At 70.0% G+C, this 14,139-nt stretch carries 12 protein-coding genes; 6 read left to right on the top strand and 6 right to left on the bottom strand.

The features are described from left to right. Window positions 1-114: 114 nt before the first annotated feature. The 3 genes from OHA61_RS01335 (at window position 115) to OHA61_RS01325 (ending at window position 2,256) form a co-directional block, all read left to right on the top strand. Window positions 115-441, top strand: coding sequence for a hypothetical protein (locus OHA61_RS01335; protein WP_324972966.1), 327 nt, complete (start codon window positions 115-117; stop codon window positions 439-441). Between the two features lie 102 nt (window positions 442-543). Next, window positions 544-1,545, top strand: a complete 1,002-nt coding sequence (locus tag OHA61_RS01330; RefSeq protein WP_406301266.1) for a DUF6745 domain-containing protein — start codon at window positions 544-546, stop codon at window positions 1,543-1,545. 126 nt (window positions 1,546-1,671) lie between these two features. Further along, window positions 1,672-2,256, top strand: coding sequence for a YceI family protein (locus OHA61_RS01325; protein WP_406301265.1), 585 nt, complete (start codon window positions 1,672-1,674; stop codon window positions 2,254-2,256). 17 nt (window positions 2,257-2,273) lie between these two features. Here the strand turns inward: OHA61_RS01325 and OHA61_RS01320 are convergent, their stop codons facing one another. The 5 genes from OHA61_RS01320 to OHA61_RS01300 form a co-directional block, all read right to left on the bottom strand. After that, window positions 2,274-3,689, bottom strand: a complete 1,416-nt coding sequence (locus OHA61_RS01320) for a cytochrome P450 (protein ID WP_406307253.1) — start codon at window positions 3,687-3,689, stop codon at window positions 2,274-2,276. Window positions 3,690-3,761: 72 nt separating this feature from the next. After that, window positions 3,762-4,847 (bottom strand): terpene synthase family protein, encoded by a 1,086-nt coding sequence (locus OHA61_RS01315; RefSeq protein ID WP_406301264.1) that lies wholly within the window; start codon window positions 4,845-4,847, stop codon window positions 3,762-3,764. After that, entirely contained in the window at window positions 4,844-5,044 is a 201-nt protein-coding gene (locus OHA61_RS01310; RefSeq protein WP_406301263.1) for a hypothetical protein, read from the bottom strand. Before OHA61_RS01310 ends, OHA61_RS01315 begins: the two co-directional genes overlap by 4 nt. A gap of 240 nt (window positions 5,045-5,284) precedes the next feature. Then, window positions 5,285-8,110: an ATP-binding protein gene (locus tag OHA61_RS01305; RefSeq protein WP_406301262.1), complete on the bottom strand. Its 2,826-nt coding sequence runs from the start codon at window positions 8,108-8,110 to the stop codon at window positions 5,285-5,287. A gap of 140 nt (window positions 8,111-8,250) precedes the next feature. After that, window positions 8,251-9,231 carry a trypsin-like serine peptidase gene (locus tag OHA61_RS01300; RefSeq protein WP_406301261.1) on the bottom strand — a complete coding sequence of 327 codons (981 nt, stop codon included), beginning with the start codon at window positions 9,229-9,231 and terminating at the stop codon, window positions 8,251-8,253. Between the two features lie 293 nt (window positions 9,232-9,524). Between OHA61_RS01300 and OHA61_RS01295 the strand changes: the two genes are divergently transcribed. From OHA61_RS01295 to OHA61_RS01285, 3 genes are all read left to right on the top strand, one after another. Then, window positions 9,525-10,109, top strand: coding sequence for a hypothetical protein (locus tag OHA61_RS01295; RefSeq protein ID WP_406301260.1), 585 nt, complete (start codon window positions 9,525-9,527; stop codon window positions 10,107-10,109). 375 nt (window positions 10,110-10,484) lie between these two features. Further along, on the top strand, window positions 10,485-10,835 hold the full coding sequence (locus tag OHA61_RS01290) for a hypothetical protein (RefSeq protein ID WP_406301259.1): 351 nt from the start codon (window positions 10,485-10,487) through the stop codon (window positions 10,833-10,835). Continuing rightward, window positions 10,832-11,107 (top strand): hypothetical protein, encoded by a 276-nt coding sequence (locus OHA61_RS01285; protein WP_406301258.1) that lies wholly within the window; start codon window positions 10,832-10,834, stop codon window positions 11,105-11,107. The genes OHA61_RS01290 and OHA61_RS01285 overlap by 4 nt, the downstream gene beginning before the upstream one ends. Here the strand turns inward: OHA61_RS01285 and OHA61_RS01280 are convergent. Then, a complete protein-coding gene (locus tag OHA61_RS01280; RefSeq protein WP_406301257.1) occupies window positions 11,080-13,941 on the bottom strand; it encodes an AAA family ATPase in 2,862 nt (953 codons plus the stop codon). The genes OHA61_RS01285 and OHA61_RS01280 overlap by 28 nt on opposite strands. Window positions 13,942-14,139: the final 198 nt, after the last annotated feature.

Here is a 14,139-nt window from a genome sequence, read left to right as displayed (position 1 = left end):
TGACAATGCTGCGAGCGGGCCCCGTCGTCCCGGGCCGGGGCCGATTGTCAGACCCGGGCCGTAGCGTTTTGCCTGTGGTCGGCACAGCGTGTGCGCCAACGAGGGGAGACAGCCATGTACCGGCAAGGGGACGTACTGATCATGCCGCTGGGAGAGTCGGCGGTGCCGGCGCACCTGGTGGACGCACCCGGTGAACTGCGCGACGGGCGGGGACGGTTGGTCCTCGCGCTGGGCGAAGTCACCGGGCATGCGCACGCGGTGCAGGGGCCCGGCAGGCTGGTGCGCGAGGCGGGCCCTCTCGATCCGATGCTGCTTCATCTGCCGGACGGCGGGCGGGTGGTGCACGAGGAGCACGCGGCGATACCGCTGCCGAAGGGCTGGTACCGAGTGGTGCGCCAGCGGGAATACGTGCCGGGCTCGGTCCGGATCGTCGCCGACTGAGCGTCGCTCGTGGCGGGGCGTGGCCCGAGCACGTCTGGACAGGGCAGTACGGGGAAGTGCAGGGCGGGACAGGGAACAGAGAACAGGGGACAGGAACTTCTGATGCAGAACGTAATGACATGGCGGGCTGTCGCGGCGCGAACGGGAGCGGCGGACCGGGCGGCCGCGGAAGAAGGAGTGCGGCTTGCCTACCGCACCGCCGGTCTCGAAGAGCCGACGATGATCGTGTGGACCGCGTCGCCGAAGGCGGCGGTCGAAGCCGTCGAAAAGCTCACCGGTGCGGGACCCTCGGTGCGCGACGAGGTCCGCACCCGGCCATGGGCCGATGAACGACGCCGTCTGCACGACGAGTTGGGCCCCCAGGGCTGGTCCGCGCTGTGGTCCGCGACCGGCGCGCAACTGTGGGACACCACCAGGGAACTGGCCGAGCGGATACGTACCGGAGTCGTCGCCGAGCTCATGGAGCAACCGGAAGACGAGTCCGACGTGCGGTTGCTCCTCCTCGACGCGGTGCTCGGCCAGCACGACGCGGCCTGGCTCGCGGCGTTCGACGGCCGTGGCGAGCGGCTCGCGGGACTGGCACAGGTGGCCAGGAACGCCGGATGGTGGTGGCCGTACAAGAACGCGGTGGTCATCAGCGAGCGGCCGGTGGAGTTGCACCGCGACGAGGCCGGACGCCTCGACCGTGGCGACGGCCCGGCCCTGGCCTTCCCGGACGGCTTCGCGCTGTACGCCTGGCGGGGTATGCCGGTACCCGCGGCATTCCTGGACGAGCTGGCATCACTGACCCCCGCGCGCATACGGGCCGAGGAGAACGCGGAGCTGCGCCGCGTGATGCTGGAGTTCTACGGCTACGACCGCTATCTCAGCGAGTCGGACGCCCAGCCGGTGCACCGCGACGAGACCGGCATTCTCTGGCGCATCGCGCTCCAGGGCGACGAGGATGTGGTGATGGTCGAGGTGGTCAACTCCACCCCCGAGCCGGACGGCACGCACCGCACGTACTGGCTGCGCGTGCCGCCCACGACAAGGACCGCGAAGGAAGGCGTGGCTTGGACGTTCGGGCTCGGCCAGGAGGCGTACGAACCGGTACGCCAGACCTGAGCGGATCCACGTGAGCCGATCTGGGCGCAGTGGAGAGGGCCCGGCAGGGCGGTTGCGCGCAACGCGAGGCGCGCCGGAACGGCTGCTTCGAAAGCCGGGCCGCACCCCCCACGTACAGTGAGTGCTGTGAAACTGACGGACGGAAACTACCGTCTCGGACCGTCGACCGGCCGACTGCTGATCAAGACCAGCAGGACCGGGCTCGGCCGCAAGGCGGGACACGACCTCACCATCGAGGCCACCCGATGGTCCGCGGACATGATGGTTGTCGTCGGCGATCCTGAGAAGTCGTCGGTGACCCTGACGGTCGAGACGGGCTCGTTGGACGTCCGGGAGGGGACGGGCGGGCTGAAGCCACTCACCGATGCCGACCGGGCCGATATCAAACGGACGCTGGGCGGCGAGGCCCTGCTGCACACCGCCCAGCATCCCGTGATCACCTTTCGTTCCACTCGCATTGCAGGAACGCCTCAGTCCTTCGAGATCACTGGGGACCTCACCATCAAGGGCCGGACGCACCCGGTGACGGTGCACGGGGTTACCGACGGCGGCGCGCTGCTGAACGGCTGGGCGACCGTCACTCAGTCCGTCTGGGGAATCAAGCCCTACAGCGCGTTCTTGGGCGCGTTGCGGTTGGCCGACGAGGTCCGGATCGAGTTCGAAGTGACTGAACTGAACCCGGTACCCGGACCGGGGCAATCCCTGGCGTAGACGGGCAGGCATGCCCGTCAGACGCACGGGCCCCGCAAACTGGCCGGGCCCACGCCCGGGTCGTCGTGACCGTCACGTCGGCCGGGACATGAGGCAGGGTGCGCCGGCCGGGTCCGCTGCTGGGGGAGCATGAGGAGGGGCCCGGTGTTCAGGGCCGCTTTCGGCTTCGGCCGGATCGCCGTTCCGGGTACGGGCCGGAGCCGCCAGCGCGCGCTGACGGCGGCCAGCGCAAGCGTCGCTTCGGCCATGCCGAAGCTGTCACCGATGCATTTGCGGCTGCCCGCGCTGAACGGCACCATGGCGCCGCGCTGCGGCGACGACACGCGCCCGGGAAGCCAGCGGTCAGGGGCGAAGCGCTCGGGGTCCGTAAAGACACGGGGATCGCGGCCGAGGACGTACGGGCTGAACAGGACGATCGTGCCGGGAGCCAGCGGCTTGCCCGCCAGTTCGGTCTCGACGGTGGCCGTCCGGGTGAGGATCCAGGCGGGCGGGTAGAGGCGCAGCGCTTCAGTGACGACGCGCCGGGTGTGGTCGAGTGCGGGCAGGTCGTGGAAGGCAGGCAGCAGCCGTCCGCCGAGGACGTGGTCGACTTCCGCCTGCAACTCCTGTTCGGCCTCCGGGTGCCGGGCCAGGAGGTGGCAGGCCCACGCCAGGGTGCTCGCGGTCGTCTCGGTTCCGCCGATCAGCAGCGTCATGACCTGGTCGCGGATCTCGTCGTCCGTGAAGCGCCTGCCACTCTCCTCGTCCTGAGCACCCATCAGGATCGACAACAGGTCCTCGGTGTCCGCCCCGGCACTCCGGCGGGCCTGGACGGTCTCGTCGATGACGGTGCGCAGCCTCGCACGCGCCTGGTCGAATTGCCTGTTCCCCGGGGTGGGGAGTGAATGCAGCACACCGATCGGCGCGATCATTCGCCTGTATATGCCGCTGAGGATGACAGGCAGGCAGTGCTGCACCTCCGCTACGGCTCGGCTGCCGATCGTGGTGGAGAAGAGGGTGCGCATGGTGACACGGATCGTGAGTGCGTGCAGCGCGGCGTTGAGGTCGAAGGCCCGGTCCGCTTCCCATGCAGCGAGCGTGGCGTCGATCTCTTCGCACATCACGCCGGCGTACGACGCCATCCGGCTGGGGTGGAAGGCGGGCTGCACGAGTCGGCGCTGGATCCGGTGCTCCGCCCAGCCGGAGGTGACCAGGCCGTTGCCCACCAGCAGCCGGGCCGCCTCGAACAACGGGCCACCCTTGTCGAAGGTACGGGGGTCCAGCAGGACCTGCTGTACGAGCTCGGGCCGACAGACCATGAAGGCGCGGCGAGGGCCGAGGCGCACCTCGACCAGGTCGCCGTGGGCGGGCAGGGAGGTGAGGAATTCCAGAGGCCGGCGTAACAGGGGTATCGCGTGGCCGAGGACGGGTAGCCGGCCGGGGGCGGCGCCTATTGCTGTCGGCGGGGCAGTGACAGACGCCGGCAGACGAGGCCTCAGCCAAGCAGATCGGATCGGTGCCAAGGTTCAGTTCCTTGTCATGGAAGGCTCGAACTGGTCCGTGTCGGCTGCGGGCGAGGCATCGGGATCATGGGCGGGCCGTGGCCGGAGTCGGGTGACGGAACCGGTGAGGCTGATCCATCCCGATGTGGAGCCGTCCCACACGTAGCCGTCGCCGAAGTAGCGAGGCGTGAGGTACTCGAATTCCTGGCTGCCACCGATGACATGGTCCAGCCCGCGCAGGTAGGCGCGGATGTCCGCGCGCGAGCCGTGCGGGCCGTATCGCAGCCGGTCCCGTGCCGCGAGATAGGCTCTCTCCTGGGACTCGACCAGCTGGCAGAGCTGGTCGACGGACTGCTGCAGACCCAGGCCCTCGCGCTCGATGAGCACACGGACCAGCGTCATCTTGTCCTCCTGGACGTGCTCCTTGCGCCATGACAGCAGGTCGTTGACGATGATCATCTGTTGCATCCCGTACGTGTGCACCTCCCTGAGCAGCGACTCGTCCGCGGTCATGTCGACCTCAACCGCGTACTCGGTCATCAGCCGTATGAAGTCGCAGCCGAAACTGTCCATGCGTACGGCCATACAGGTCTCGTAGTCCGGGACGCGGGCCTTCAGCTTGAAACCGATCTCTGTGGCGCACCCGCGCAGAAACGCCTCCAGCGAGTCGGTGAACCGCCGGATCTGCGCGGGGGAGAGTCCGGGGCTGATACGTCGCCACAGGTCCTTGCCGGCACGGGCGTACGGGAAGTCCTCGCTCCCGCCCTGGCCTCCGTGGAAGTCGGCCATGATGCCGGCGAACACCGCGCGGGCGTCTGCCTCGTCGGCTCCGAGCGCCGAGCGGTCCGAAGCGGAGCTGTCGATGGCGGTGACGTACTGGTACCAGTCAGTGACGTCGAGCGCCCGCTGCTCGTCGGCATCCGGAACGGTGAGCGGCCCGTACAGCCCGTTCCGCTGGCGAAGGAAGAAGAGCAGGTCCTCCTCGCGTGCGAAGCAGCCGCCGAGTTGGCGGCGCACCCAGCCGTTGGACCGGAACTCGATCTGCGCGGCCTTGGGGTGGTAGGCCACCGGAAGCAGCCGGGGCAGTTCTGGCAGGAAGAACTCCGTCATGACCTCCTCGCCGATGTGGCATAAGCGAGTTGGCGCAGGGCCACGGTGGCTGACTCGGGGAAGGGCGCGCGGTCGATGAGCTCTCGCGTGGTCGGCCTCGCGGAGCGGCGCTTGGCCGCCAGAAACTCCGCCAGTACGGCATCAACCGCCTGCCGGACGTCGATCAGGTCCGGCACGGCATGGGTGAGAGGGGCCAAGGAATGGTCCTCGGCACCCGTCGCAGCAGTGAGCATTTCCCCCTCCAGGGGAGCGAGACGAGGAACAGGGGGTGGGGAGCGTGCGCTCCCGTGCTGTCGCGCCGTGATGGATCCTGCGCTGCTCGCCGCCGCAGGAAACCGAAGTTGTGGCCCCATGGCGCACTCACGCCCATCGAGGTGGCGCACAACACCGCGCATGCGACCTCACGTGCGCCGTTTCACGCCCCGTACGGCGCTCCCCTAAGGCGACTCGGGCGGCGCCACGTCCAAGCGGCGCGGCCTCAGACCCGCGGCGACCAGTTCGTCGCGAGCCTGCGCAGCTACGCCCCCGGCCCCGCACCGGCCGGCCAGGTCCACTCCCCGGTGCAGGGGCTCCGCGGCCTCCGCGAGGCGTCCGGCACGGCGCAGTGCGGTTCCGAGCTCGACCAGGGCGCTGGCGAGTTCGTAACTCGACGGCGCCGTCTCCAGCACGGGGACGGCCCGCCTCAGCAGGGCAATGCCCTCCGGTCCCTCGGTCACCCGGGCGAGCACACGCAGGGCCCGCCCCACCGCAGTTGCCGTACCGAACCGCTCGGCGCGCAGCAGCGCATCCTGGGCGAGCTCCAGCGCCCGGGCGGCGTCCGTCGTCCGGGAGGCGAGCGCCAGGTGGGGGAGCCACGGACACCAGGCGGGATTGCGCATACCACGCAGGTCCAGGCGGTGCCCCACCTCGGTCAGCTCCTCGGCGGCTTCCTTTTCCATGCCACGCGCCAGCAGCAGTTCGCCGTGGACGGTCTGGGCGTCGGGAAGCGTCACGACCGACGGGAAGGGCTTGCCGAACCGGCGGGCTGCGGCCAGTTCCTGGGCGGCCGCTGTCTCCCCACGCGCCAACAGGATCTCGATCAGGCCTCCGAGCGCGTACCACTGCGCATGGGCGCCCCCGGGCCCCAGTCGGTCGGCCAGCTGCAGTCCCGCCCGCACGAAGTCCTCGGCGTCGGCGAGTTGGCCCTTCCAGAAGCGGATGTAGCCCAGCAGGCTGTAGCCGAGCGCGAGGTGTACCCCGCGCCAGCCCTGGCACTCGTACTCCGCGATCGCGGCCGCATACAGCTCCTCGGCCCGGTCCGGCCGGTCGCAGTACAGGAAGGTGAGGGCCACCAGCGACGGGACCTCGAACCCCCACTCGTCGTCCGTCCAGCTCATGCCCTCGGGCCCCAGCGCCCGCTCCGCGTACGACAAGGCGGTGGCCACCGGCTCGCCGCGGACCATGGCATTCCACGCGCGCAGTCCGAACAGGTAGCGCTCGGTCCGGCTCCGGCCGGACAGCCGCCCGGTGAGCTGGGTGAGCCGACGCGACAGGACCTGGGCCTCCTGGCTGGTGGAGGTTACCCCCGCCACCATGAAGTGCTCCATGAACATGCGCAGGCGCACGCGCGAATCCGTGGCCGTGGCGGCTTCCCCGATCGCCACGTGCGACGCCTCGGACAGCCGGTCGCAGTACGCCAGCGCTCGCATGAGCCGGATCACGATGCTCTGCCGCAGCGCAGACGGCAGATCCGGCTCATCCAGCGCGGCTTGCAAGTGGTTCACCGTCGCCGCCGGGTCCTGCATCAGTGCGGGAGAGCCGAGTTCGTACAGGACCGTGGCCCGCAGCGGTGCGGGTGGAGGCTCGCACAGGGCGCGGCTCAGACAGCGACGGGCCGCCTCCGGAGCGCCCCGGCGCACGTACTCCTGCGCGGCGTCGCGCAACTGCTCCGCAGCCCAGGTGTCACCCTCCGGCTGCGTCTCCAGAAGATGCCGCGCCGCCACGGCCGGGCCGTGCCCCTGCTCGACGAGCTCCCAGGCCGCTTTGCCGTGCAAGGCCACGCGTGTCGCGGGCGGAATGGCACGGTAGATCGCCGTCGCGATGAGCGGATGCACGAATTCCAGCGTCGGCCCGTACGTCAGAATCCGCTCGGCCCGCAGTACGTCCGCCGCGTCGGTGAACTCGGCCTGGCCGAGCGCCGCCAGGGATGCGGCCAAGCAAGGGGTTGCCTCCGAACCGAGGACGGCCACTGCCCAGGACAGCCGCATCGCGACCGTGCCCAGTTCCTTCAGCCGGTCCACCAGACCGCCGCGCCAGCTCTCGGCGGCAAAGTTCCGCAAGGCGCCGGCGTTCTCCCGGACGGGATCCAGACGGCGGTCGCGCACCTTCGCCACCAGCTCGACCGTCTCGAACGGGTTGCCGCCGGTCACCAGCCAGGCCTCCTGGCAGAAGCCGTCGTCGGCCTCGGCATCCAGCCTCTCGCGCACCAGATCCGCGACGGCGCTCGGGCTCAGCGGGGCCAGGTCCAGTGGACGCACCCGGAACCGCTCGACCATGTCGGTGAACACGCCCGCCACCTCGCCGAGTTCGTCCGGGCGGTAGGCGACGACCATCAGCACCGGCAGCTCTTCCACCCGCCTCGCGAAGGACGCGAGCCACGCCACCGACTCCGCGTCCGCCCAGTGGAGGTCGTCAACGACGAGGATCAACGGGCCGCGCTGGACGGCCACATGGGTGACCACCCAGTCCAGCCCGTCGCGCACACCCTGCGGATCCGGTGCCGCGCCCTCCGTCGCGGGAGGACACAGTCCGACACACGGACCGACGATGCCGTACCAGTCGCCCAGCACCTCCCGGCGCTCGCTCTCGGAGTACGAGGCCAGCAGCGGCTGGAACAATTGGCGTACCACGTGGAAGGCAAGGCTCTGTTCCTGCTCGACGCCCTTCGCGAAGAGCCCTGTGCACTCCCGCTCGGCCGCGCGGCGGCGCACCTCGTTGAGAAGGGTCGTCTTGCCCCCGCCTGCCGGTCCCGTGAAGGCCAGCAAGCCGCCGCGGTGCTCGGCGGGAGTTGTCGGGTCCGTCGCCGAGCGCCCGATCACGGCATCCAACGCGAGCTGAGCGAGGGACAGTTCAGCCTCTCGCTCCAGCGTTTTCGGCACGGTCCGCACACCCTGCTTGTGCTGCTCCCCGGCCCCCGGCCGGGTCACCACCCGCTGAATGTCGGTCTGATCGGTGACCACCCGTTTTCCTCCCGGCACGGTGCAGCCAAGCACGTCGGCGATCACGCCATTGATCGTTGACTCACCGTATCTCCCGGGCAACCGTCAGCAACAGAACTGCGGCGTATTTCGTATTTTCATGAGCATTCGCGCGCTACACTCTCGCCGCCTTCTGTGCTGCGGCACGGGGGTTTTGTTGCCGAGGTTCAGGAAGCAGTGCCTGCGGGCGGGGCACCGGTGATCGCGGCGCGGTAGAGGGCATGGGTGGCGGCGCCGAAGTAGGCGCTGTAGGAGACCTGGGGGGTGTTGCCGCCGGTGTGGTAGCCGCCGATGACCCCGATCACGGCCCAGCCGCCCGGCCACGGCACCAGCATCGGCCCGCCGCTGGTCCCGCCCGTGAAGGCGTCGCAGGCGATGCGAGCGAAGGTGCCCGGGTCGGCCGGGTCGTCGCTGACCCACATGGTGGTCCAGCTCCAGCACTCCAGCGGCTTCTCCGCCCTCGCCGGGTAGCCGATCATCCGCACCGGGGCGTGGTAGTACCCCGTCCCGGTGAGCAGGTGCACTCCGCCGACCGCGTCCTGGAGTCGTGTCCCGTCCTGATTGGGCTCGGTGAGCGCGAAGGCGAAGTCGTACGCTGCCCCCGCGTGCGCGCCGAGGTCATAGTACTGCTGCGGGACGTAGACGCCGTTTGTCTTGATCGGGAAGATGCCGAAGGGCTTGAGGCCGTCGTGGTACTGCGGCACGAAGCCCAGGTTGCGCTTGGGGGAGGTGCCGGAGTAGCCCTTCAGGCAGTGCCCGGCGCCGAGCACCAGGTCGTGGCCGGGGCTGCGCACCACCGAGCCGCTGCAGGTGCGCCCGGTGCCGGTGGCGTCGGTCCAGAAGAACGTGCCGGCCTGGCGCATGCCGTCGAAGCTCCGGCTGGGAGGGATGTACTCGCCCGGCTGAGGCCCGTCCACCGTCGGTGAGACGGCTCGGGGCGTCAGCCCCGTCTCGGAGCTCTTGTCGGTGTCGCCGGGCAGTGCGGCCGTCATCCGGGCCTGCGTCCAGTAGGCGTTGAGCTGGACGGCGGCCGGGTTCGGCCCGGCCGGGGGCTCGTCGGCGAAGGCTGCCGGGGCGAGCCCGGCGGAGAGCAGCAGGGCTGCCGTGAATGCTGCCGCGTGTCGGACGATCCTGGTCCTACGCACCATCAGTTCCCCTCTGGCCGGACACAAGTGACGGCTCACCATACGAGTGGTGGGCAACGAGCAGAAGTGTGCACCCCGGCCGCCCAGGTACCTGCGCTTCGGTCATATTCGGGCAATGGCGTAATGGTTCGCAATCATTCATGACTTGCCTTGACGCTCCCTTCCCAGCCACGGGACATTGATTGCTCCTGGACGGATCTCGCAGGTTTCGCGTGCACTCCGGAGCCGGGCAAACAGGGGCACGCGCCGGTGCTGGAGTGCGCCTGGCTCGTTCCCGGATGGGGGGAGTCACCCGCATGGGACTGTTCAGGAAAAAGACACACCCACAAGCCGTTCCGAGGCCGTTGACGGTCGACGACGAGGATCTTGCCAACGCGGCACAGCTGCTGCCGCGTTTTCTTGTGGCCATGGACGACCGGGGTGTGCGGATGGGGGCGCTCGCCGTCGCCGAGGCCGCGGGGGCTCTGAGCCTGCAGGAAGCAACCCTGGCGCAGATGCGGACGGGCGACAGCGGCGTCGACCGGCCCTGGAAGTGGCTGACGGCAGTCGGACGCGAAGCAGACCGTCAGGGCAACGCTGAACTAGTCGCGCAGGTCGCGCTGTTCACCCTCCACTGGGTCATGAACGTCCAGCCCAAAGCGGGGTTTGCGGACCACATGGACATGAAGATGGACGACCCGTCCTCAGAGGTACTCGCGGACATCTACTCATTGGCGCTCGAGACATTGCCTCGGCTCGACCCCGACACCGTCATTGTCAATCACCCCGAAGGTGCGTTGACAGCAGAGAAGACCCTCGTGGCGTGCGCCCAGCAGGCCCTGGGCATCGGCCAGTTGCTGGAGCCAGGTGTCCTGGAGTGCGCACGGAGCTACGCCGCGTAGGGCGCGACGTAACCGCCACGAGCGGCTGTAGCCGACGGGCCGCCGCCCCCGGGATTCCAGGTACGGTCTGGCTGTCTCGGCGTGGGAAGGACAGCAGGTCCGCGGCGCGGTCGCGCACCTTGACCGCGGGGCGGCGGCGCCCGTACGGGCACGGCTCCCGGGCGCCCCGCGTCGCCGCGGCATTTGCTGCCGAGTGGCCCCACCGAAAGACCTGGACGCCCGCCCGAAAGATCCAGGTCTTACGGTCCGTAACCCTGGCCACGGCACAGCACTCGCTGATGGGATCGAGCCAGACAGGCGCCCCAACGCACGGGCTGAGCCTGCAGCGACGGGCAGCCCTACAGGCCCGCCGCCCCGCACGACGAGAAGAGCACCATGCCGCACACCCCACAACCCGCAACCGCCGAGAACCCGCCGGTGATCCACACGGCCTCGCAGGTGCCCGCCGACGCGCCGGTCGCCACGACCGGATCGGTGCCACCGCAGGCACTCTGGCCGCACACGGTGCCCGATCGACACAGCAACAACGCCGTCGTCGTCGTTCTCTCCTGCGCCCTGTTGCTCAGCCTGTGTAGCCTCTATGTCTCTGTCCAGCGCAACATATACGCCGAGACGACTCCCGCCGTCGAGCACTCGGGCGAGTGCCAATCGCCTCTCGACGACAAGGAATTCGACTCCTGGGACTCGGCCGTCCTCCACCGCACCGCAGCCGGCACCCGCGAGTGAATACCAGCAGCACGCCCCACCGCTCGGCAGGAAAGCTGGCTCGCAGCCTCCTCCTGGTCTCCGCCGGAGTTCTCACGGCGGTGACCGGAGTCATCATCTGGGCCCTCTGCACCGTCGGCGGTGGACCGGCACTGCTCGCCGCGGCCGTCGTCCTCGCGGCACCGTGGGCGGTCATCCACTGGGCGACCGCTCGCGCGCGAATGCATCACTCGAACGACGAGAAGGGCGAGAAGGACGAGGTCGTTCAGCGCAGCGCCTCCGCCAGGCCCTGACGGCCCTTGATGCCCAGCTTGCCGTAGACATGGGTGAGATGGATCTCCACGGTCCGCAGGCCGACGAAGAGATGCTGGGCGATCTCCCGGTTGGTCATCCCACCCGCAGCGAGGTCGGCGACCCTGCGTTCCGTCGGAGTGAGCGCGTCCACACCCTGGAAGGTGCGGGTACGCGGCCGGTCACCGAGGACGCGCAGCTCCCGCAGCGCGCCCTGCGCGACCACACCGGCATTGCACGCATGGGCGACACTGACCGCCTCCTGGAGGTCCGCACGGGCCTCCGGGATTCTGCTGCAGCGCATGGCCAGGGCCCCGCGGTCGGCCAGCGCTTGCGCGTACCGGAAGCGGGCAAGTGAGGTCTCCAGCACGCCTACCGCTTCGTCGAGCATCTGAAGGCCCTCGGGCCCGCCGGTGACGATTCCCAGGGCGCGCAGCGCGACAGCCGTCATCTCCGGGACGCCCCAGCGCCGGGCGAGCGCCACCTCCTCCTCGGCGAGACGTACGGCCTCCTCGGCGTGGCCCAGCCGCGCGTGCACCAGCGCTGCCTCGGAACGCCAGGGGTAGAAGCCGGGGGCGGGCATGTTGCGGGCCACCGTGCGAGCACCGCAGGCGAGGAAGTCGGCGAGGCCCTCCTCCAGTCGGCCCTGCTCAACGCGCAACCAGCCCCGAGCGAGCAGCGGATAGTCGTTGATCCAGTACGGATGGAGCTGCCCGTCCATGCCGCTGCGCTCCAGCAGAGACTGTGCCTCCTCGATGCGGCCCTGCCGGGTGAGCGACTCGATGAGGGTCGCGACGGCGAACACCGTGTGGCTGGAACCGAGCGGCACCCCGACTTCCAGCAGCGCCTCCAGGGCGGCTTCGGCGTCGGCCTCGCACTCCAAAGTACGGCCCAGCCGCGCGTTGGCGTTGCCTCGCATGGCGACGGCATGCGCGTACTGGAAGACCGCGCCCCGGGCCCGCGCCTCGTCGATGGCGGCCTCTGCGTACTCGTGTCCGAGGTCGGGGCGGCCGGCGGCACCGAGCGCGAGCATCGCGCAGTGGTAGACCACCGACTCGTCGTCTGCCGGCGCCAATCCGTGGCCCAGCGCAATGCGGGCCAGCCGGACCACCTCCTCCGCGTCCTCTCCCACCATCGCTCCACGCAGGCTGAGCAGCGCGGCAAGGGGACGTTCGACGGCGGTCCCGGACGCGTCCGTCATGGCCAGGTCCATCAGCCGCGGATAGGCACGTGCGGCGGACGCGAGCTCGACCAGGCTGATGAAGAGGAAGTCGATCTCCAGGCGCAGCGCGTACGAGGGGTCGACCGGGCGTATGGCGGCGCTGGTGCGTTCCAGGACGTCCAGGGCGTCGAGGTAACGGTCGACGGCGAACAGCGCGCCTGCCAGCCGGCGGGCGGCCGAAGTCTGTTCGCTGGGGGCCTTGCTGAGCTGGAGGCTGCGGCGCAGCTCGTCGATGGCGGTCGGGACGCTGGATTCGAGCTCCGCCTCGCCCAGCAGGCAGAGAACCGCAGCCCGCTCCTCCTCCGTCAGTGGTTCACGCAAAGCGCGTCGCAGATACAGGGCGGCCCGGTCGTGCGCACCGGCGTCGCTCGCCTCGGCCGCCGCCCGGCGTAGTACCTCGGGCGCAAAGGGCTGCCCGGGGGCGCAGTGCAGCAGATGGTGGGCGACCTGCTCGGGTGCAGCGACGCGGCCGAGCAGGAAACGGGCGGCGCCGGCGTGGAGTTCCTGGCGTCGACTGGGCGCTACGAACTGTTCAACGGCGTCCGAGAGCAGCGAGGCGGCGATGCCCACGCCCTGCTCGCACTGGTGCAGGATCCCGGCACGTACGAGGGTGTGCACGGCGTCCTCGGCGGCGGGCTGCGGCACTGAGGTGACTTCTGCGATCAGTTCCACCGGACTTGGGAACCCGAGGACCGCCACCGCGCCGGCTACGGCTTCACTGTGGGCTCCGGTGCCACAGAGCAACGAGCGGACGGCGGGCGCGAGTTCCGGCAGCAGCGCGCCGAGGGCGACGGACACGGTCCGCTCACCGTCGGCAGCGTCGGGCCTCGGTTGCGGCGGTGCGGCGGCCAGGGCGCCGAGAAGGGAACGGAGCAGGAAGTGGTTGCCGTCCGTGGCCTGCTGGCATGCGTTGAGGAATGCCTGGTCGGCGTCGTGCCCGAGGGTCCGGGCGAGCACTGCTCCTGTGTCGTGCAGCGCGAGCGGGGGGAGGCTGATGTGGTCGCGGAAGAGGGGCAGGACGGCGCCGAGCGCATCCTCGTCGGGCGACTCGCCGGGGCCCAGCGAGGCGATGACGGCGGGCGGAGAGCCGTCGGCGCGGCGCATCAGCCGTCGGAGCAGGCGGAGCGAGGCCGTGTCCGCCCACTGCAGGTCGTCCACACAGATCAGAGGCCGGCGCCCGTCGGCGCCAAGCCGGGCGATCACGGTGTCAAGGCTCCGGTGATACGCGCCGTCCTCGGGCGGTTCGCCGGAGGGCCGAACGGAGGGGGCGGGCGGGGCTGATTCGAGCAGTTGCCGCAGCACCGCGTGGTCGGTGCGGCTGTCGCCGGGATCGGCCCAGGCGTCGAGCACGGCCCTGTCGTCGGCCCGCGCCTCATCGAGCAGGGCGCGCAGGAGTGCGCTCTTCCCACTGCCGAAGCCGCCCCGTACAAGGACGAACATGTGGTCACGGTCCGTAACTGTGGGGGTGTCACCGATCCCGAGCAGGGACCGCAGTTCCGCGAGTTCGGCCTCCCGTCCGATGAGATCGGGGATCGTGCCGGGCGGGCCGGGAGACGCACCGGGGACCCCCGTCCCCTGCCCGGACATGGCGGCCGCTTGCGCTGCGTACTGCATGGATATCGCGTTTCCCCCCTTCGCGGCTCCCGTGGCTCGGATGCCGCTGACAGATTCTTGCACCGCCGCACGCGTGGACCTACCGAAAGAACCCGCACCCGCACCGAAAGATCTAGACCTTACGGTGCGTAACGCTGGCTGTATCCCGTCGGCTGCTGATGAGATCAGACCGACCCTCGGTGCACGCCGACGTCACAA

Source organism: Streptomyces sp. NBC_00885, assembly GCF_045207475.1.
Taxonomy (GTDB): domain Bacteria; phylum Actinomycetota; class Actinomycetes; order Streptomycetales; family Streptomycetaceae; genus Streptomyces.
Note: the sequence above shows the minus strand (reverse complement) of the source record. Positions and strands in the feature narration are given on the sequence as shown.

Excerpts from the sequence above, each read along its gene's own strand:
- OHA61_RS01335 (WP_324972966.1), top strand. The coding sequence starts at position 115 with ATGTACCGGCAAGGGGACGTACTGATCATGCCGCTGGGAGAGTCGGCG.
- OHA61_RS01330 (WP_406301266.1), top strand. The coding sequence starts at position 544 with ATGCAGAACGTAATGACATGGCGGGCTGTCGCGGCGCGAACGGGAGCG.
- OHA61_RS01315 (WP_406301264.1), bottom strand. The coding sequence starts at position 4,847 with ATGACGGAGTTCTTCCTGCCAGAACTGCCCCGGCTGCTTCCGGTGGCC.
- OHA61_RS01300 (WP_406301261.1), bottom strand. The coding sequence starts at position 9,231 with ATGGTGCGTAGGACCAGGATCGTCCGACACGCGGCAGCATTCACGGCA.
- OHA61_RS01295 (WP_406301260.1), top strand. The coding sequence starts at position 9,525 with ATGGGACTGTTCAGGAAAAAGACACACCCACAAGCCGTTCCGAGGCCG.
- OHA61_RS01290 (WP_406301259.1), top strand. The coding sequence starts at position 10,485 with ATGCCGCACACCCCACAACCCGCAACCGCCGAGAACCCGCCGGTGATC.
- OHA61_RS01280 (WP_406301257.1), bottom strand. The coding sequence starts at position 13,941 with ATGCAGTACGCAGCGCAAGCGGCCGCCATGTCCGGGCAGGGGACGGGG.